At 66.8% G+C, this 19,231-nt stretch carries 16 protein-coding genes and 1 tRNA gene; 7 read left to right on the top strand and 10 right to left on the bottom strand.

Annotated features, from left to right (window positions below; all coding sequences use genetic code 11):
• The first annotated feature begins 174 nt into the window (after positions 1 to 174).
• Both FHY50_RS10285 and FHY50_RS10280 read left to right on the top strand, forming a co-directional pair.
• On the top strand, positions 175 to 477 hold the full coding sequence (locus FHY50_RS10285; protein WP_140048339.1) for a chorismate mutase: 303 nt from the start codon (positions 175 to 177) through the stop codon (positions 475 to 477).
• 39 nt (positions 478 to 516) lie between these two features.
• Positions 517 to 2,832: a GH92 family glycosyl hydrolase gene (locus FHY50_RS10280; protein ID WP_140048338.1), complete on the top strand. Its 2,316-nt coding sequence runs from the start codon at positions 517 to 519 to the stop codon at positions 2,830 to 2,832.
• Positions 2,833 to 2,846: 14 nt separating this feature from the next.
• On the opposite strand, the gene FHY50_RS10275 is transcribed toward FHY50_RS10280, so the two are convergent.
• A complete protein-coding gene (locus FHY50_RS10275; protein ID WP_140048337.1) occupies positions 2,847 to 3,512 on the bottom strand; it encodes a uracil-DNA glycosylase in 666 nt (221 codons plus the stop codon).
• A gap of 23 nt (positions 3,513 to 3,535) precedes the next feature.
• On the opposite strand from FHY50_RS10275, the gene folK reads away from it, so the two are divergent.
• The 4 genes from folK (at position 3,536) to FHY50_RS10255 (ending at position 7,194) form a co-directional block, all read left to right on the top strand.
• Positions 3,536 to 4,030: a 2-amino-4-hydroxy-6-hydroxymethyldihydropteridine diphosphokinase gene (gene folK / locus FHY50_RS10270; RefSeq protein ID WP_140048336.1), complete on the top strand. Its 495-nt coding sequence runs from the start codon at positions 3,536 to 3,538 to the stop codon at positions 4,028 to 4,030.
• Between the two features lie 14 nt (positions 4,031 to 4,044).
• Positions 4,045 to 4,120 (top strand) — tRNA-Lys (locus tag FHY50_RS10265).
• Positions 4,121 to 4,214: 94 nt separating this feature from the next.
• The gene (locus FHY50_RS10260; protein ID WP_140048335.1) at positions 4,215 to 4,943 is read left to right on the top strand and encodes a phosphatase PAP2 family protein; all 729 of its coding nucleotides are present in this window, start codon (positions 4,215 to 4,217) and stop codon (positions 4,941 to 4,943) included.
• A 118-nt stretch (positions 4,944 to 5,061) separates the two neighbouring features.
• On the top strand, positions 5,062 to 7,194 hold the full coding sequence (locus FHY50_RS10255; protein ID WP_140048334.1) for a TonB-dependent receptor: 2,133 nt from the start codon (positions 5,062 to 5,064) through the stop codon (positions 7,192 to 7,194).
• 43 nt (positions 7,195 to 7,237) lie between these two features.
• On the opposite strand, the gene galE is transcribed toward FHY50_RS10255, so the two are convergent.
• On the bottom strand, positions 7,238 to 8,233 hold the full coding sequence (gene galE, locus FHY50_RS10250) for a UDP-glucose 4-epimerase GalE (protein WP_140048333.1): 996 nt from the start codon (positions 8,231 to 8,233) through the stop codon (positions 7,238 to 7,240).
• 44 nt (positions 8,234 to 8,277) lie between these two features.
• Between galE and msrA the strand changes: the two genes are divergently transcribed.
• Complete coding sequence (gene msrA, locus FHY50_RS10245) at positions 8,278 to 8,826, top strand: peptide-methionine (S)-S-oxide reductase MsrA (RefSeq protein WP_140048332.1); 549 nt, start codon at positions 8,278 to 8,280, stop codon at positions 8,824 to 8,826.
• A 23-nt stretch (positions 8,827 to 8,849) separates the two neighbouring features.
• Here the strand turns inward: msrA and FHY50_RS10240 are convergent, their stop codons facing one another.
• The 8 genes from FHY50_RS10240 to FHY50_RS10205 form a co-directional block, all read right to left on the bottom strand.
• The gene (locus FHY50_RS10240; RefSeq protein ID WP_166745425.1) at positions 8,850 to 9,596 is read right to left on the bottom strand and encodes a TorF family putative porin; all 747 of its coding nucleotides are present in this window, start codon (positions 9,594 to 9,596) and stop codon (positions 8,850 to 8,852) included.
• A 29-nt stretch (positions 9,597 to 9,625) separates the two neighbouring features.
• Positions 9,626 to 12,955 carry an amidohydrolase family protein gene (locus tag FHY50_RS10235; RefSeq protein ID WP_140048330.1) on the bottom strand — a complete coding sequence of 1,110 codons (3,330 nt, stop codon included), beginning with the start codon at positions 12,953 to 12,955 and terminating at the stop codon, positions 9,626 to 9,628.
• A 138-nt stretch (positions 12,956 to 13,093) separates the two neighbouring features.
• Entirely contained in the window at positions 13,094 to 14,386 is a 1,293-nt protein-coding gene (hslU, locus tag FHY50_RS10230; RefSeq protein WP_140048329.1) for an ATP-dependent protease ATPase subunit HslU, read from the bottom strand.
• 61 nt (positions 14,387 to 14,447) lie between these two features.
• Positions 14,448 to 15,527, bottom strand: coding sequence for an FAD-dependent oxidoreductase (locus FHY50_RS10225; protein ID WP_140048328.1), 1,080 nt, complete (start codon positions 15,525 to 15,527; stop codon positions 14,448 to 14,450).
• Between the two features lie 56 nt (positions 15,528 to 15,583).
• On the bottom strand, positions 15,584 to 16,138 hold the full coding sequence (gene hslV, locus FHY50_RS10220; RefSeq protein ID WP_140048327.1) for an ATP-dependent protease subunit HslV: 555 nt from the start codon (positions 16,136 to 16,138) through the stop codon (positions 15,584 to 15,586).
• A 61-nt stretch (positions 16,139 to 16,199) separates the two neighbouring features.
• Positions 16,200 to 16,682: a pyridoxamine 5'-phosphate oxidase family protein gene (locus FHY50_RS10215; RefSeq protein WP_140048326.1), complete on the bottom strand. Its 483-nt coding sequence runs from the start codon at positions 16,680 to 16,682 to the stop codon at positions 16,200 to 16,202.
• Positions 16,683 to 16,738: 56 nt separating this feature from the next.
• Positions 16,739 to 18,118 (bottom strand): MFS transporter, encoded by a 1,380-nt coding sequence (locus tag FHY50_RS10210; protein ID WP_244935338.1) that lies wholly within the window; start codon positions 18,116 to 18,118, stop codon positions 16,739 to 16,741.
• 88 nt (positions 18,119 to 18,206) lie between these two features.
• A complete protein-coding gene (locus FHY50_RS10205; RefSeq protein ID WP_140048325.1) occupies positions 18,207 to 19,163 on the bottom strand; it encodes a glucokinase in 957 nt (318 codons plus the stop codon).
• Positions 19,164 to 19,231 lie beyond the last annotated feature (68 nt).

Here is a 19,231-nt window from a genome sequence, read left to right as displayed (position 1 = left end):
CCTCAAAGGGCTCGATCGCTTTCCCGGTCATCGCCTGCGGATTGATCGGAGGATCAGGGCAGGGCCGCCGCTTCACCGGGAATGCGGGGCCGATCACGAAGGCGCGCGGGTAGCGCCAGGGGGGTGCCGAGTCAAGCTGGACAGGCAAGGGGACGGCACCCTAGGGGGCTTGCCATGACGACGATCCTATCCGGACCTGATTGCACGACGATGGCCGAGGTGCGCGCGGGCGTCGATGCCACCGACCGCGAGCTGGTCGCGCTGCTCGCCCGTCGCTTCGCCTATATGGACGCCGCCGCGCGCATCAAGCCGGACCGCGCGGCGGTGCGCGACGAAGCCCGCAAGGCGGCGGTGATCGCCAATGTCCGAGCCGAAGCGCGGCGGCACGACATTCCCGAAGCCATCGTCGCCGATCTCTGGGAAACGCTGGTCGAGGGGTCGATCGCGTACGAGTTCGCGGCATTCGACGCACGCTGACGCTTTCCATTTCGGGTAGTTGCTGGCACCAACCCAGCCATGCAGTACTTCCGCACGTTCGCCGCGCTGTTGCTCCTGATCGCCGCCGCGCCGCTCGCCGCGCAGGGCTATGAGGAGGTCGACCCGTTCATCGGTACGGGCGGCGAGGGGCATACCTTTCCCGGCGCCGTCGCGCCGTTCGGAATGGTTCAGCTCAGCCCCGACACCGATACCGGCTGCACGATCCGCGACTGCTATGACCACGCCGCGGGCTATCGCCATGACGACCCGACGATCCAGGGATTTTCCCATACGCATTTTTCCGGATCGGGCCATTCCGACCTGGGCGATTTTCTGGTCATGCCGGTCGCGGGCGACATGGTTCCGATCGAACCCGGCGATGCCAAGATTCCTGGATCGGGTTATCGCTCGCGCTTCAGCCATGAGCGCGAGGAAGCGAGGCCGGGCTATTATGCGGTGACGCTGGACGATGCCGGAGTCCGCGCTGAGATGACGGCGGGGACGCGGGTCGGCGTTCACCGCTACCGCTTTCCCAAGGGCAAGGCCGCGCATCTGGTCCTGGACCTGCGCTCGTCGCTTTACAACTATGCCGGCAAGATCCTGTGGTCGTCGGTCCGGCGCTGGCCCAACGGGACGATCACCGGATCGCGCGAGACGCGCGGCTGGGCGGCGGGCCGCAAGCTCCATTTCGCCATGCGCTTCTCGCAGCCGCTTGCCGGCCATGCGTTCGTCAGTACCGAGCAGGATGTCGCGTATAAGGGTTTCCAGGGGCCGGGCCGCGGCAGCGATGCGCTGGCCGAGCGGTCGGGGCAGGCACTGGTCGCGCGCTTCGATTTCGGCCGGCTCGATCGCCCGCTGGAGGTGCGCGTCGCGATCTCTTCGGTCGACGAGGCAGGGGCGATCGCCAATCTCGACAGCGAGCCGGGCGATTTCGATACGGTCCACGCCGCGACGCGCAAGGCTTGGGAGGAGGCGCTCGGCCGCGTCGAGATCACAGCGCCAGCGCCGATGCGCAAGAACCTCTACACCGCGCTCTATCACAGCCTGATCGCGCCGTCGGTCGCGGGCGATGCCGACGGGCGGTGGCGCGGTCCAGACAATGCGGTGCATGTGTCGAAGGACTTCGCCTACCGCTCGACCTTTTCGCTGTGGGATACGTTCCGCGCGCAGCATCCGCTGCTGACGCTGGTCCAGCCCGAGGCGGTCAGCACCGATATCGTCCGTTCGCTGATCGCCAGCCAGCAGGTCAGCCCCGACGGCATCCTGCCTATATGGGCGTTCCAAGGCCGCGAGACATGGACGATGATCGGCTATCACGCGGTTCCGGTGATCGCCGACGCCTATCTGAAGGGCGTGCGGGGCTTCGATGCCGACGCTGCGCTCGATGCCATGGTCGCCAGCGCGACCTACGCGCCCTATGGCGGGCTCGGCGACTATATGAAGTTGGGCTATGTCGCGATCGACCGCGAGCCGGAGGCAGCGTCGAAGACCGTCGAATATGCCTATGACGACTGGACGATCGCGCGGATGGCGCAGGCGATGGGACGCACGGACGTTGCCGCGACCTTTGCCAAGCGCGCGAGCAACTGGCGCAACAGTTTCGATCCCGAAACCGGCTTCGTCCGCGCGCGCAAGAGCGACGGCGCGTTCCGTACCCCGTTCGACCCGACCGCGATCAACTATGGCTCGGACTATACCGAGGGCAATGCCTGGCAATATAGCTGGTTCGTGCCGCACGATCAGGCCAGCCTGTTCGCCCTGATGGGCGGCGACGCGGCCGCGGTCGCCAAGCTCGATGCGATGTTCGATTACGACATGTCTGGCATCGACTACAGCCATGCCGAGGATATTGCCGGACTGATCGGCCAGTATATCCACGGCAACGAGCCCAGCCACCACGTCGCCTATCTCTATAACTACGCCGGCGCACCGTGGCGGACGCAGGAACGACTGACCCAGATCGTCGCCAGCCAGTACCAGCCGACCCCCGACGGGCTGTCGGGCAACGACGATCTCGGCCAGATGTCGGCATGGCTGTTCTTCACGGGATTGGGCTTCTATCCGGTCGCGCCGGGCAGCCTCGAATATGTCATCGGGCGGCCGTTCGTGGAGAGTGCCGAGCTGGCGTTGCCGGACGGCAAACGCTTCGCGATCGTGGCGGAGGGGCTGAGCGAGGCGAACGCCTATATCGGCGGAGTGACCCTCAACGGGAAACCGCTCGACCGCGCGTTCATCCGCCATAGCGAAATAATGGCGGGCGGCGAACTGCGCTTCACGATGCAGGCGACGCCCGACAAGCAGTGGGCGACCGGCCCGGAAGCGCGTCCCTACTCGATGGATGCGGTGGCGAAGTAGCGCGAACGCCGCGGTTATCTGGACATCGCCTCGCGCACTGCGATCGCCCGGGCGAACACCGCCTCGAACATTTCCGGCGTCAGCCGTCCGGTATTCTGGTTGTAGCGCGAGCAGTGATAGCTATCGATCAGGATGCGGCCGTCGGGCATGCGGTGTTCGGCGAGATGTCCGAACTTGGCCTTGGGCAGCTTGCCGCCGAGCACCTTGACCGCCGACTGGTGCGCGATCTGGCCGAGCGCGACGAAGATGCGCGCCCGGGGCAGAACGCCGATCTGGCCCTCGAGGAACGGGCGGCAGGTGCGGATTTCCTCCGGGGTCGGCTTGTTCTGCGGCGGCAGGCACTTGACCGCATTGATGATGATCGCGCCGGTCAGCGCCAGGCTGTCGTCGGGCCGCGCTTCGTACGTCCCGCTCGCCAGCCCGAATTTTCCGAGCGTGTCGAACAGCAATTGCCCGGCATGGTCGCCGGTGAACGGGCGGCCCGTGCGGTTGGCGCCGTGCTTGCCCGGCGCGAGCCCGATGATGCCGAGCCAGGCCTGGGGATCGCCGAATGCGTTGACCGGCGCGTTCCACCAATCGGGATATTCGGCGCGCAGTTCGTGGCGAAAGGCGACGAGACGCGGACAGCGCGGGCAATCGCGCGGCGGTTCGGTTTCGGGGATCGGGCTTGGCGCGAACATCGCCGCGCGATAGGCGCTGCGGCGTGACCAAGGCAAGCTATGCGATCGCGATCGGATCGAACCGGCCGGGCCGGGCAGGGCGGCCGCACGCGATAGTCCGCGCTGCGTTCGCTGCGCTCGGAAAGGTCACCGCCGCGTCGCCGATCGCCGATACCGCGCCGCTTGGCCCGTCGATGCGGCGCTATGCCAATGCCGTGGCGATCGTGGCGAGCGACGAGGCACCGGACGCCTTGCTGCGGCGGCTCAAGGCGATCGAGCGGCGGTTCGGGCGGCGCGCCGGCCGACGCTGGGGCGCGCGCGTGCTCGACCTCGACATCGTGCTGTGGAGCGAGGGGTGCTGGGCCAGCCCTGGCCTGATCGTGCCGCACCCGGCGTTTCGCGAGCGGGGGTTCGTGCTGGTCCCGCTGATGCAGGCCGCGCCGGACTGGCGCGATCCGGTCAGCCGCCTGACCGTCCGCCAGCTGGCCGCGCGCCTCGCCCGCGCGCGCCCGGTTGACCGCGCGCGACCCCGCGCCTAGGTCGCTCCTCGGTCGGGCCCTTAGCTCAGTCGGTAGAGCAACTGACTTTTAATCAGTAGGTCGCTGGTTCGAACCCAGCAGGGCTCACCATCTTGCCGCCGCTCGCGCCCGGACGAAGCCGGAAATGAACCGGCGCCAGCGCCGCGCGTAGTGCATCGTCCTGTCCCGGATGCGAGACCACGCCATGCCCCCCTTGCTGGATCGCATCATAAACCACCACCGCGTCGACAGCCGCATCCTGATCGCGTTCCTTGCGCTGGCGCTGGGCAGCTTCGCATTTCTGGAACTCGCGTCCGAGGTTGGCGAAGGGGACACCATCGCCGTCGACCGCTGGATATTGCAGGGACTGCGCAGCGCCGCCGACCCATCGATACCGGTCGGCCCCGCCTGGCTGCGCGGCGCGATGATCGACGTGACTGCGCTCGGCGGCGTCAGCGTGCTCACGATCGTCACCGCGATCGCCGCGGGCTATCTGATCGCGGCGCGCAAATGGTCGACCGCGGCGCTGCTGACCGCGGCGATCGCGGGCGGGGCGCTGCTGAGCGTGCTGCTCAAGGACGTGTTCGAACGCGCGCGTCCCGACCTCGTCGTCCATCTCGTCGAGGTCAGCTCGACCAGCTTTCCCAGCGGCCATGCCATGAATGCCGCGGTGACATACCTTACGCTGGGTACGCTGCTGGCGCGCGCCGAGCAGGGGCGAAGGGTGCGCGCCTATCTGATCCTGGTGGCGATCGGGCTGACGCTGCTGATCGGCGGGTCGCGCGTCTATCTGGGCGTGCACTGGCCAAGCGACGTGCTGGCCGGCTGGTGCGTCGGCGCGACCTGGGCGGCGCTGTGCTCGCTGGTCGCGCGCGCGCTCCAGCGGCGGCACGCGATCGAAGCGCCGGGCGAGGTCGACGAACCGCTTTCCTGAACAGCGGTGCGCAGTCGACACGCCGCCGGTCGGCAAAATGGTGCTGCGACGCGGCAAACACCCTTGTTACTTTATATCATCCCGTTTAGGGCGCTGCGGACGCTTCAGGGAACCGCTTATGCTCCGTACCATCTTGCTTGCCGCCACTGCCCTCGCTCCGCTACCCGCGCTCGCCCAACAGGCCGACCCGCCCTTGCAGGATGACGCCGTCCATGCCGAGGCAGATGAGGAAATCATCATCACCGCCCCGTTTCGGCGCAATCAGGTCGATGTGCTGTCGGGAACGTCGGTGGTTTCCGGCCTCGAGCTCACCCGCGACATCCGGCCGTCGATCGGCGATACGCTTGCGCGTCAGCCCGGCGTGTCTGCCAGTTCGTTCGGGCCCAGCGTCTCGCGTCCGGTCCTGCGCGGGTTCCAGGGCGACCGCGTCCGCATCCTGACCGACGGCATCGGCAGCATCGATGCCTCGACCGCGTCGGCCGATCACGCGCCGGTCATCAATCCGCTGACCGCCGAGCGCATCGAGGTGCTGCGCGGCCCCGCGGCCTTGCTGTTCGGATCGTCGGCGATCGGCGGCGTCGTCAACGTCATCGACAGCCGAATCGCGCGCCGTATGCCCGAGTCGCCGCTGCATCTCGACGGCATCGCCACTTATGGTTCGGCAGCCGAAGAGCGCTCCGGCTCGGCGTCGCTCGACGTGCCGATCGGCGGCAAGATCGTCGCGCACGCCGATGGCAGCTATACCAAGACCGGCAATCTGCGCACCGGCGGCTATCTGCTCGCACCCGAACTGCGCGCAATCGCGGCGGGAAGCGACGAGGCGGAGGTGCGCGAGAATGCCGAGCGTCGCGGTACGCTCGACAACAGTGCGGCCGAGACCTGGGAAGTCGCCGGCGGCCTTTCGGTCGTCACCGATCGCGGGCATCTGGGCTTCTCGGTCAGCCACTATGAAAGCCTCTATGGCATTCCTCCGCGCCTCGAATTCCAGCACGAGGAAGGCGAGGATCACGATCATGGCGATGGCGAAGAGAACGACCATGAGGAGGAGGGCCACGCGCACGAGGAGGTCCGCCTCGACCTGCGCCAGACCCGCCTCGACATTCGCGGGGAGATCGAGACCGGCGGCGGCTTTCTCGATCGCATCCGCCTGCGGCTCGGCGCTGCCGATTACCGACACGACGAGATCGAGCCGACCGGAGAGATCGGGACGACCTTCACCAACCAGGGCTATGAAGGACGGCTCGAACTGGTCCAGGCACAGCGCGGCAACTGGCAGGGCGCCATCGGAGGTCAGTTTTTCCTGCGCCGCTTCGAAGCGGTCGGCGAGGAGAAGTTCGTCCCGCTGAACAACACCGAACAGTTCGGGCTGTTCACGCTGCAGGCGTTCGACCTTGGTCCGTTCAAGGCGGAAGCAGGCGCACGCTACGAGAAAACCAACGTCTCGGCGTCCGCCGATGCCGATCTGGGCAATCCGGACCTCGATCGCAGCTTCGATGCGTTTTCGGGTTCGATCGGCGCGAGCTACGCGATCGCCGACGGTATCCGCATCGGCCTGAACGGATCGCGCAGCGAGCGCGCGCCATCGGCCGAGGAATTGTTCGCCAACGGCCCGCATGCGGGAACGCAAGCGTTCGAGATCGGCGATCCCGATTTCGCCAAGGAATCGAGCTGGGGACTGGAAGCGACGCTCAAGGGCGGATCGGACGCGTTCAGCTTTGCCGCCGCCGCCTATTACAACTGGTTCGACAATTACATCTATCAGTCGGCGACCGGTGAAGAGGCGGACGAACTTCCGGTGTTCGTCTATGCGCAGTCGGATGCGAAAATCTATGGGTTCGAGGTCGAGGCCGCAGCGAACCTGATCCGCGGCGATGCCTTCACGCTGCGCGCCGATGCGCTGGGCGATTATGTCCATGCCGATATCGACAGCGCCGGCCCGGCACCGCGCATCCCGCCGCTGCGCGTGCTCGGCGGGCTGGAAGGCACGCTGACGCAGTTCACCGCGCGCGCCGAAGTCGAGCATGTGTTCGAACAGGATCGCGTCTCCGATTTCGAACTGCCGACCGACGGCTACACGATGGTCAACGCCTCGCTCGCCTTTCGTCCGTTCGGGCGCGACAACGCCACCAGCCTGGTGCTGTCGGCGAACAACCTGTTCGATGTCGAAGCGCGCCGCCATGCCAGCTTCCTCAAGGATTTCGCGCCGCTCGCCGGACGCGATATCCGCGTTACGGCGCGATTCCAGCTGTAACGGGGGACGAGCCGCCGCCCGCTTCCCCAGGGCGGCGGCTCGACTATCCTCGTTCGGCCAGCGTGCGTTCCCACGCCAGTGCGTCGGCAACGATGGCGTCGAGATCGTCGCGCTGCGGCCGCCACGGCAGCGCGGCGAGAATCGCGGCGTTGTCCGCGATCAGCGCATCGGGATCGCCCGCGCGCCGCCCCTGCAAGCGCCGCTCGATGGTGACATTGGTCGCGCGATCCACCGCATCGAGCACCTCGAGCACCGAATAGCCGCGGCCATAGCCCGCGTTCAGCGTGTGGCTCTTCGCCGGCTCTGCCACCAGCAGATCGAGCGCGTGGACATGCGCATCGGCAAGGTCGCTGACATGGATATAGTCGCGCACCCCGGTACCGTCGGGGGTGGCGAAATCGCTGCCGAACACATCGACATGCCCGCGCTTTCCGGTCGCCGCCTCGACCGCGACCTTGATCAGGTGGGTGGCGCCTGCGGTCGACTGGCCCGAGCGCCCCTCGGGATCGGCACCCGCGACGTTGAAATAGCGTAGCGCCGCGTAGTTGATCGGGTGTGCGGCGGCGACGTCGGCCAGCATCGCCTCGGTCATCAGCTTCGACATCCCATAGGGATTGATCGGATGCTTGGGCGCATCCTCGCGTACTGGCACGCTGTCGGGAATGCCATAGGTGGCGGCGGTCGACGAGAAGATGAAATGCCGCACTTCGCAGGCCACCGCGCTCTCGATCAGGCTGCGCGAGGCAGTGGTGTTGTTGCGGTAGTATTTGAGCGGATCGCTCACCGATTCAGGCACGACCACCGATCCGGCGAAGTGCATGACGGCGATGACGCCATGCTCCCGCATCGCTCCGCGCACCGCCGCATCGTCCTCGATATTCGCCCGGACCAGGGTCGCGCGCGGATCGACCGCCCAGTCGAAGCCGGTGACGAGATTATCGACGACAACCACGTCCCATCCGGCATCGAGCGCGGCGAGCACCGCGTGGCTGCCGATATAGCCGGCCCCGCCGGTGATGAGGATGCTGCCTTTGGACATTCGCGCTTCCCACCCTATCTCGTCCCCGAACGAGGAGATCGACGATGACGACCCAAACCGCAACATTGGCCGGCGGCTGCTTCTGGTGCACCGAGGCGGTGTATAACGACGTGATCGGCGTCGAAAAGGTCGAGAGCGGCTATATCGGCGGCACGACCGAAAATCCGACCTACAAGCAGGTATGTTCGGGCACTACCGGCCATGCCGAGGCGATCCGCGTGACGTTCGATGCCGACCAAATCAGCTATGCGGAGCTGCTGGATATCTTCTTTGCGACCCACGACCCCACGACGCTCAACCGCCAGGGGAACGATGTCGGGACGCAGTATCGCTCGGCGATCTTTCCGCACGATGCCGGCCAGGAAGAGGAAGCCAGGGCCGCGATCGAGCGCAACGCTGCCAACTGGCCCCAGCCGATCGTCACCACGATCGAGCCGCTCGCGACATGGTATCCGGCCGAGGACTATCATCAGGAATATTGGTCGGGCGAAGGGCAGCGGAACCCCTATTGCATGGCGGTGATCCCGCCCAAGCTGCAGAAGTTGCGCAAGAGCTTCGCGGCGCGGTCAAAGGCCGAAACGGCGGGAGCCTAGGCTTCAACGGAACTGGGACGAAGTCAGAAGACCAGCGCCACGTGCGCGGTGAGCCGGTCGCCACTGTTATCGATCTCGGCCAGCACCGGGGCCGGTCGATCGGTGTCGATCGACGTGCCGGAATAACGCGCGCCGACGATCACCGGACCGACGACATATTCCACGACCGCGCCCCAGTCGGTATAGTCTCCGGTCGGGCGCAGGCGCGCCGAGCGTAACGCATCGTCGCTGCCGCCGGTCGAATGCCCGACATGCGCCGCCACCGTGAACGGCGTACCGATGACGGCGACGCTGCCGCGCGCGCGCAGATACAGGTTGTCGCCGCCGATCGCGTCCTGGTCGGGAGCATAGTCGGCGGTGACGTCGAGCTGTGCGGGCCCCAGCAGCGCGCCCACTCCGGCATTTAACTCGAGATAGTCGAGGTCGCTCGCGCCGCCGGCGAACCAATGTCCGGTCGCGCCCGCGCTCGCGGTGATGCCGCCGAACCCCGTGCTGAACTTGCCGCCCAGATCGAATACCGCATCCGCACCGTCATGCCGCTGGCTCGACCGCAGCGTGGTGGCGCGCCCATTGACCTCGAGCCCCGCGATCAGCGGAGCCTCAACATAGGCATCGAGCGCGGGGTCGCCGTCGGACCAGCTGAGGCCGCGGCGGCGATGATCGGTGGTCGCCTCGATCGATCCGCTGATGACCGGCAGGCTCTGCGCGGCCGCCTGATCCGGGACGAGCGTCAGACCCGCGACGAACGCGGCGAGGACGGTCGGTTTCATACGCAATACTCCATCGGTAGGCGGCGGGGTCATTCCCACCAATAGGGCTTGCGGCGATAGTCGCCGGTCGCAACTTCGTTCATCGTCGTCGCGTCGTAGAGATGTCCGCCGAGCATCACTTGGCGCACCTTGTCCGAATTGCGGATGTCGGCGGTCGGATCCGCATCAAGGACGACGAGGTCGGCGAGCTTGCCGGCTTCGATCGAACCAATGTCCTTCTCCATGCCGAGCGAGTGCGCAGCGACGATCGTGCCTGCGCGCAGTGCCTCGACCGGGGTCATCCCGCCGCGCACGAAGGACCACAGCTCCCAGTGCGATCCGATCCCGGCCTGCTGCCCATGCGCGCCGATCGATACCAGCACGCCGCGATCGGCGAGCTTCTTGGCCTCGCGCGCATTGTCGTCGTCGACGAAATTATCCTCGGGCGCCTTGGTCACCCGCGCGGTCGCGGCGCGCAGCTGTGCGGGCGGCGTGTGTGCGATGAGCAGCGGGTTCTCGTAGACATTGGTCGCCTGCCGCCAATAGGGATCGCCGGCCAGCCCGCCATAGGTCACGACCAGGGTCGGCGTGTACGCGCTCGACGACTGCGCCATGAAATCGACGACGTCCTTGTAGAAGACGGTCAGCGGGACATTGTGCTCGAGCGTCGAGTTGCCGTCGGCGATCAGGTTCATGTCCATCCCGAACAAGGACCCGCCCTCGGCGACGACCTGCATCCCTTCGGCGCGCGCGGCGGCGACGACCTGCTGGCGCTGTTCACGGCGCGGCTGGTTGTAGTTCTTGACCGAATGCGCGCCTTGCGCCTTCAGGCGGCGGACATGCGCGAGCGCGTCGGCATAGCTGTCGATCTGGGCATAGACGTCGGCGGCCTTGGCGCCATAGACGATCTCTCCGGTCGAAAAGATGCGCGGGCCGACGATCAGCCCCGCGCGCTGCATCTCCTGCGCGGCGAACACGGTGCTTGCCGAACTCGACGGATCGTGGATCGTCGTCGTGCCGAGCGCGAGGTTCTGGAGCAGCGACCAGTTCTGCTGCGGCACCAGCTCGTCGCTGCCATAGGGGCCATGCGCGTGCGCATCGACCAGGCCCGGGATGATCGTCTTGCCCGCTGCGTCGATCATAGTAGCGCCCGGCGGAACGGCGACGTCGCCCGTGCGACCGACCGCGGCGATGCGATCGCCTTCGATCACGACGACGCCGTCGTCGATGATCCCGCCGTCGGCGCCCGCCATCGTTACGACCCGGGCACCGGTCAGCGCCACGGTTCCGCTATGGCGAGCGGCCTGGACCGGCATCGACAGATCGGTACCGGCAGTGGGAGGAACGAATTTCGGCGCGTTCTCGGGCTGGGGCGCGTCGGTGAACAAGGCGGTGCGCGATGCCGTGAACATGGTCGGCCCCATGCTCCAGTGCAGCCGCGATCCGTCGGCGGACCAGTGGATGTAATCGGCGCCGCCTGCCGATACCTTGGTCACCGGCAGCGCTTCGGCCTTCGGCCCGACCGCGACCGCCTGGGTGCCGGGCATCAGCGGCATCACGAATGCCTCGTAATTCTGGCGGAACGCCACGAACTCCCCGTCGGGCGCGACGATGAAATCGCTTGCCAGTTCCCCCTTGGCATGGGTCCGCTTCGCCTGCCCGGACAGATCGGTGCTGACCAGTTCGATCCCGTCATCGCCGCGCGCGACCATGAACAGGCGGTCGTTCGACGCGCCAAATTGCGGGCGCGCCATCCCCTTGGCCACCAGCACCGGATCACCGCCACTCGCGGGAATGCGATAGACGCCGGGGTTCTCCGACCATTTCGGCGCGGTCAGCGATCCGCCTTCGCCCTTTTCGAATACGATCGAGCGGCCATCGGGCGAAAATGCCGGGCGGGCATAATGGCCCGGCTGGGTGGTGACGGCGCGCGGCGTTCCACCCGAAGCGGCAACGGTCCGGATGCTGCCAAGATTGGTGTCGTCCCAGCCGACGAACACGATCGTGCGGCCGTCACGCGACCAGTTCGGGAACAGTTCCAGGCCGTCATCGCCGCGCGTCAGCCGCTGCGCCGCGCCGCCGCGCATCGGTTTGACCCACAATTTCCCCAAGCTTTCAAAAACGACGCGGCCGCCGTCGGGCGATACGCTGGCAAAGCGCGCCATCTTGGTCGTGAAGCGATCGGGCGAAACGGTGATCTGCGGGTGTGGGGCATCGGCGACGCCGCGCGTATCGTTCACGCGGAACGGGATCGCGCGCGCGTTCGATCCGTCGGCATCGACGCGCATGATCTTGCCGCCTGCCCAGAACACCAGCGACGCGCTGTCGGGGGTCCAGTCCATGTTGGGATAGACGCCGGTGACCGCCCAGGTTTCCTGGACGTCCTGGTCGAGCGCGTCGTAGATCTTGCGCTCCTCGCCCGACACCAGATCCTTGACGTATAGCTTCGATCGCGTTGCCTCGCGCCGCACGAACGCGATCCTGGTGCCGTCGGGCGACGGCGTCGGCCGCACCGATCCGCCCAGGCCGGACACGGCGGTGGTCGTCTCGCCGGTGTCGAGGTCATAGCGTTCGATGTCGAACAGGTCGCTGTTCGAATCCTGCGCATATTCGAAGATCGGACCCGGCGTGACGTTGCGTGTGAAGTAGATCGAGCGGCCATCGGGCGCGTAGACCGGCTCGCCCAGCTCCTTCTGATGCTCTTCGCTGACGCGCTTGACCAGCTGGACGCCGCCGCCGCCCGCGACGTGGTACAGCCAGATCTCGCCGGTGCCGAGCGACCGGCCGGTGGTGAAATGCTTCTTGGCGGCGATGAAGCGGCCGTCGGGCGACCAGGTCGGCTGATTGAGGAGGCGGAAATCCTCCTTGGTCAGCTGGCGCTTGTCGCTGCCATCGGCGTTCATCAGCCAGATATTGTCGCCGCCTGCGCGGTCCGACGTGAACGCGATGCGGCGGCCATCGGGCGACCAGCGCGGATGGACTTCCCATGCCAGCCCCTCGGCGATCCGCGTCGGCGTGCCGCCCGTGATCGGCATGGTATAGATGTCGCCGAGCAGGGTGAAGGCGATGCGCTGCCCGTCGGGGCTGACATCGACATCCATCCAGCTGCCCTCGTCGGTATCGATCGACACCTGGCGGATGGTGGCGCCGACGGGGGCGTTGACATCCCATTTGGCGGGTTCGGGCGTAGGGGTCGCCGCGATGGTCGCTTGCGGTGTCGGGGCCGGGGGGGCAGTCGGCAATTCCCGCGGCGTCGCAAGCGGATCGACCGCTTCGTTCTCGGGCGCTTCGGTCGCCTCGACCGGCGGCTGCACGACTTGCGCATAAGCAGGCGCGAACGCGGTGGCGAGCGCGAGCGCGCTGGCGGCGGTACGGATCATGGAGGCTCCCCGAGGACGGCTTGTCGTTGCGTGCGACCTTGGGGGATTTTGCTCGCGAGGGAAACACCCGGTTGCCGCACCTGCCGCCGTACCCCGGCGTTTGCCGGTGCGCGGTGCGCGATCGGGCGGCGCTCGATGCTACAACACGTACCGGCTCAGATCCGTGTTGCGCGCGATCTCGCTCAGCTGTTTCTCGACATAGGCGGCATCGACCACCAGCGTCTCGCCCTGGCGATCCTCGGCATCGAAGCTGACGTCCTCCAGCAGCTTCTCCATCACCGTCTGCAGGCGCCGCGCGCCGATATTCTCGACTTCGCCATTCACTTCCGCCGCGACCCGCGCGACCGCGCGGATGCCGTCGTCGGTGAAGCTGACGGTGACGCCCTCGGTGCCGATCAGCGCGGTATATTGCTGGGGCAACGACGCCTTGGTGTCGGACAGGATCGCGACGAAATCGTCCTCGGTCAGGCCCTTCAGCTCGACGCGGATCGGCAGGCGCCCTTGCAGTTCGGGAAGCAGGTCGCTCGGCTTGGCCACATGGAATGCGCCCGATGCGATGAACAGGATATGGTCGGTCTTCATCGGTCCATATTTGGTGGCCACGGTGGTGCCCTCGATCAGCGGCAGCAGGTCGCGCTGGACGCCCTCGCGGCTGACCGATCCCCCGCGCACGTCGCTGACCGCGATCTTGTCGATCTCGTCGAGGAAGACGATGCCATTGGCTTCGGCATCTGCCAGCGCCTGGCGACTGACCTCGTCCTGGTCGAGCCTTTTGTCCGCTTCCTCCTCGACCAGCTTGGCCCAGGCGGCGTGTACGTTGAGCTTGCGGCGCTTGAGCTGCGGGCCGCCCAACCCTTTCATCATTTCGCCCAGATTGATCATCTGCGCACCGCCTCCGGGCAGTTCGAACGGCATAGACGGCGCCGCTTCCAGCTCGATCTCGATCTCCTTGTCGTCGAGATGACCTTCGTTGAGCCGCTGGCGGAATGCCTCGCGCGTGGCCTGGCTCGACTCCTTGCCGGTCAGCGCATCGAGCAGCCGCGTCATCGCCGCCTCCTCGGCCTTGTCCTTGACGGCGACGCGGCGGCGCTCCTTTTCCAGCCGGATCGCTTCCTCGACCAGGTCGCGCGCGATCTGCTCGACATCGCGGCCGACATAGCCGACTTCGGTGAACTTGGTCGCCTCGACCTTGACGAACGGAGCGTCGGCGAGCTTGGCGAGGCGGCGCGAAATCTCGGTCTTGCCGCACCCGGTCGGGCCGATCATCAGGATGTTCTTCGGCGTGACCTCGTCGCGAAGGTCGGCGCCGAGCTGCTGGCGGCGCCAGCGGTTGCGCATCGCCACCGCGACCGCGCGCTTGGCGTCCTTCTGGCCGATGATGTGCTCGTCCAAAGCGGCGACGATCGCCTTAGGCGTCAACGTGTCGTTCATGTGGGAAGGGGGTCCGTGGCAAAGATTGGTTGCTTTCTAGATGGCCCCGCGGCGTTTTGGTTCAAGCCGGGCAGCGCCACCGGCTGCCGAACACCCTCCCGTGATTGGCGAGGATCCGTGCGATGTCGCCCGGCTGCGGCGTCGGATCGCTCTCGCCGCGCTCGAACGTGCCGCCGAGCAGGATGCCGTCGGCGCGCGGGAACATATATCCGGCCCGCCCGGCATAGGCATATTGAACCTCGGGCTGTGGCAGCAGGATCGCCAGCTGGCCGCGGATCGGAAGCAGCTGCGTGTCGCCGAACAGCGCCTTCGCGCCCAGCCCGGTGCAGTTGAACGCCAGCCGTTCGGGCAGTGCCGCGATCTCGGACGGGGTGTGGAACTCGCGAACGACGATCCGCCCGCCGGCATTCTCGAAGTCGCCCGTCAGCTGGCGCAGGAAGCGGCCGGTCTCGACGTACATCGTGGTGTATCGCAAGATCCGCTCGCCTGCGAACGGATGGCTGCCGTCGGCCAGCAGCGCGGCACCGGGCATGTACGGATCGGGATCGAGGCTGGTCTGCCGGGTCGACTGATAGGTCGGCAGCCAGCGGATGCCGTAATCGTCGCCGACCATGATCTGGAACCGCCGCCAGCTATAGTCCATCGCCGCGCGGAACTGCTCCCGCCAGGCGGGGGTGACGGCATCGTCCTCATACAGCGTCGACGGCGCCCATTGCCCGCCGGCGATGTTCGATGTCGTGTCGGGCGGCAGCGCCTTGGCATAGAGCGTGACTGCGAACCCCGCTTCCTGGCACAGCCGCGCAGTGGTGAGGCCCATCACCCCCGCCCCGATCACCGCGACCGCTCCGGAATGCCCGGGCAGCCCGATCTGAGTGGCCAGTCGCGAGGTACCCCAGCTCAGCGTGATCCCCGACCCGCCATGTCCGTAATTATGGACGATGCGCGTCGCACCGACATTCTCGGCGCCGACGACAAAGCCGGACGCGCGATAGGGACGAAGCCCGGCTACGCTGCGGATGATGCGTGACGGGTCGACGTTGACAGGGGTAAGGCAAGGCGGCGAGCGGCGAACCAGCCGCGGTGTCGCCGCGCAGGCGGGCAGCGCCAGGGTACTGGCAAGAACGGTGCGGCGGTCGAGCATGTCGGGCCGCTATACCGCGACCCACGACGAACAGAAGCCGTTCGTTTCGATCGACGTCAGGTGACGCTTTCCAGAGACTCCACCGTCAATCGGTCGTTGGTATAGACGCACAGCTCGGCAGCGATCTTCATCGCCTTGCGGCACAATAGCTCGGCATCGTCCTCATACTCCACCAGCGCGCGCGCCGCGGCCAACGCGAAATTGCCACCCGATCCGATCGCGGCAATCCCGCCTTCCGGTTCGAGCACATCGCCATTGCCGGTGATGACCAGCGTTACATCCTTGTCGGCAACGATCATCATCGCCTCAAGATTGCGCAGGAACTTGTCGGTGCGCCAGTCCTTGGCCAGCTCCACCGCAGCGCGCAGCAATTGCCCCTGGTGGCGCTCCAGCTTGGCCTCGAGCCGTTCGAACAGCGTGAATGCGTCGGCAGTGGCCCCGGCAAAGCCTGCGATCACCGACCCGTCGCCCAAGGGACGAACCTTGCGGGCATTAGGCTTCATCACGGTCTGGCCTTGGGAAACCTGGCCGTCGCCGATCACGACGACGCGGCCGCCCTTGCGCACGGAAAGAATGGTGGTGCCGTGCCACACCAAAGGCTTTTCATTCATGCGCCGCGATATGGGGAGGGGCGGGCGCGTGCCAAGGGCAACGTGCCCGCCCCGTATCGCATCAGAGCGCGACTTCGGCGTGCTTGCCCGCTTCGTCGGGCTTGATCGTCTGGCCGGTCAGCATCTTGAACAGCCCGCCGACCGACTGATCGCCTTCCCAGATTTCGGCGTCCGTCAGCTCGAAGCGCAGCATCATCACATTGGGGTCCTGCTTGCCGCCCTCGAACCACGCCTCGGTCGCGTTCGACCAGTATTTGTCGAAAATCTCGGGGCGCGTCTCCTGGGTCAGCGTGCCGTGGATGCACGCGAAGATGTCGTGGCCCTTCGACACGAATTGCGCCATCGCCTCGCCGCCCTTGGCGATGCGATTGTCCTTGTTGCAATAGAACCAGAATTCGCTGTTTGCGTCCTTGTCGAGCTGTGCGGTCATCGGCTCGCTGTGTTGGTGGCTTCCGACCAGTCCGATCATCACGAACGGGCTCTTGCCCATTTCCTTCCACATCCGCTCGCGGACGGCGGCGTCTTCTTCCTGCTTGGCCTGCATCGATCGTCTCCTGATGGGTTCGGTCGGGACAACGACTGGATCGGCAAGCGTATCCGTCAGGTCGTACGCAGCCGCACAACGCTGCAGAGTCCGGCAACCAACGCCAGCGCCGCCGCGATCAGCAACGGTGTCGGTCCTAGCCCCAGGCCGAGCGCCAGCACCAGCCCTACCATCGAAGCGCCGAGCGTCTGGCCAAGCAGCCGCGACGTCGATAGCAATCCACCTGCCGCCGCAGCGCGATCGACCGGCGCCTCGCCGATGATAAGCCGCGAATTGGGGGCGAGGAAAAACCCGAATCCCGCAGCGCACAGCACCAGCCGCCATGCGATATCCGTCCATCCGGCAGTCGCGGGAAGAAACGCCATCGCCAGCAATCCGGCGATCGCCAGCGCCATGCCGCCGATACCGAGCAGCGATGGCAGCACCCGGTCGGACAGCCAGCCCGCCAGCGGCGCGACGATCAGCAAGGTGAGCGGAAACGGTAGAATCAGCAGGCCGACCTCAGTCGGGGAATAGCCCATGCCGGTCTCGAACCGGAACGGAAGCGCCACCACCAGCGCGGCGCTGGCGACGAAGGCGGCGATCGCGCCCAGCACCGACAGCCCGATCACCCGCTGTCCGATCAGGTCGACCGGTACCACCGGCCGCGTCCGCTTGCGTTCGCGGCGCACCAGCAGCACGGTCGAAAGGACGCCGATCGTCATTGATGCGACCCCTACCGGCATCAGCCCGCCGTGGATCGCCAGCTCGAGCCCGCCGATGACCAGCCCGACGCTGACGGCGCTCCAGACGCCACCGATCCAGTCGATCGCTTCGCCGCGCGGCTTGGGATCGGGCAGCGCGCGCCCGAGCAAGAGTGAGATCACCGCGAACGGCACGGCGGCGCAGAACACCCAGCGCCAGTCGCCATTGCCGACGATGAGTCCGCCCAGCGTCGGCGCCAATGCGTTCGAAGACGCGACGATTACGCTGTTGATGCCGAGCCCGCTGCCGAGCTGCCGCGCCGGATAGACCTGGCGCAGCATCGCTGCCGAGACGCTGAGCGCCATCCCCGCACCGATCGCCTGTGCGCCGCGCACCAGCAGCAACTCGCCGAAGCTGTCGACGAGCAGCGCCGCCGCCGATGCGACGAGGAAGATCGCCTGTCCGATCTGATAGGCCGTGCGGTGGCCGATACGGTCGCCCAGGCTTGCGAACGGGAACAGCGCCATCACCAGGACCAGCTGATACAGCGTCACTACCGCGACGACTGCTCCCGATTCGATCCCCAGCTCGGCGGCGATGGTCGGCAGCGCGACATTGGCGATCGACCCGTCGATGACGAACAGCGAGGTACCGAACGAGATCGCCGCGATCGCCCAGATCCGGCGCGGCAGCGGCAGGCCGTCGGCCGGTTCGGATATACGCGCGGAATGCGTTGCAAGATCGATCTGCACGACCGTGGCTGGCCCCTGAAGGAAGGATGACGGTTCCCCGGACGGGGGCACTATAACGTCGAACCTGCCAAATCGTTCGCCGCTTGGCTCAAGCCCCGCTCAGCGCAACTGCCGCACCGAGTAGTTCGAGCTGCGACCGGCCGACAACCGATACCGGAACATCGCAAAGCTGGCGCCGGAAAGCGGCCTTGGCCTCCAGGCGCTCGCGAAAGCCGGTTCCGGCGATGCGTGGACGAATCGCACGGGCGATCGAACCGGTGAGGAAGACGCCGTCCCACGCACCGAAGGCAAGCACCAGATCGCCGATCACCGATCCCAGCTGATCGATGAACATGCCCAGCGCCGCCGCTGCCGCCGGATCGCGCGATGCGTTTCGCGTTACGTCTTCGGGCGCCAATCCCGGCGCCGGGGTCTCCGCCAGCGCGGCATAGGCACTGACCAGACCGCTCGCGCTGAGCAGCGCCTCGACGCTCGCCACCGTTCCCCGCCGTGTCAGTGCCTCGACCAGCCGGTTCTCTTCGGCGCCTCGAGCAGCCAGCATCATGTGCCCGGCTTCGCTCTGAATGGGGACCAGCCTTCCGCCCTGCGTGAGCAGCGCGGCGATCCCGAGACCGGTGCCGGGCGCGACGACCAGATAATTGCCGCCGGCGGCGATCGGCCGCGGTGGCGGTCCCGGCAAGGGCAGGAAATCCGACGGTCCCAGTAAGGTCAGCGCCAGCGCGGACGCCGCGCATTCGTTCAGCGCGACGGGTTTGGCGCGCAGCACCGCCTCGACCCCCGCCAGCGAGATATACCAGCGGCTACCGGTCAGGTTGATGACGTCCCCCCGCGCCGCACCCGCGACGGCGAGTACGCTCGGAAGCGTGGCATCGCGAAGGCCGACGGCAGTCAGATAGGCGATCAGCGCGCTGGTGAACGACGGGTGGTCACTGGCATTGAAGCTCTGCACGTCGCTCGGGGCGATGCCGGACGTCCCTCCGGTCAGCCCGAAGCGTACCGAAACGCGTCCGATATCAGCCACGAGCCCAAGCGCGATGCCAGTCATGCCACCCCCTCACCGCAGCCGCCTGATCGGCCGCCGTCGGGAGGACGGGTTTACGATGGTATCGTTAA

Origin of the sequence: Sphingomonas japonica (assembly GCF_006346325.1) — a bacterium.
Taxonomy (GTDB): Bacteria; Pseudomonadota; Alphaproteobacteria; order Sphingomonadales; family Sphingomonadaceae; genus Sphingomonas; species Sphingomonas japonica.
This window is presented reverse-complemented; position numbering and strand designations above follow the sequence as displayed.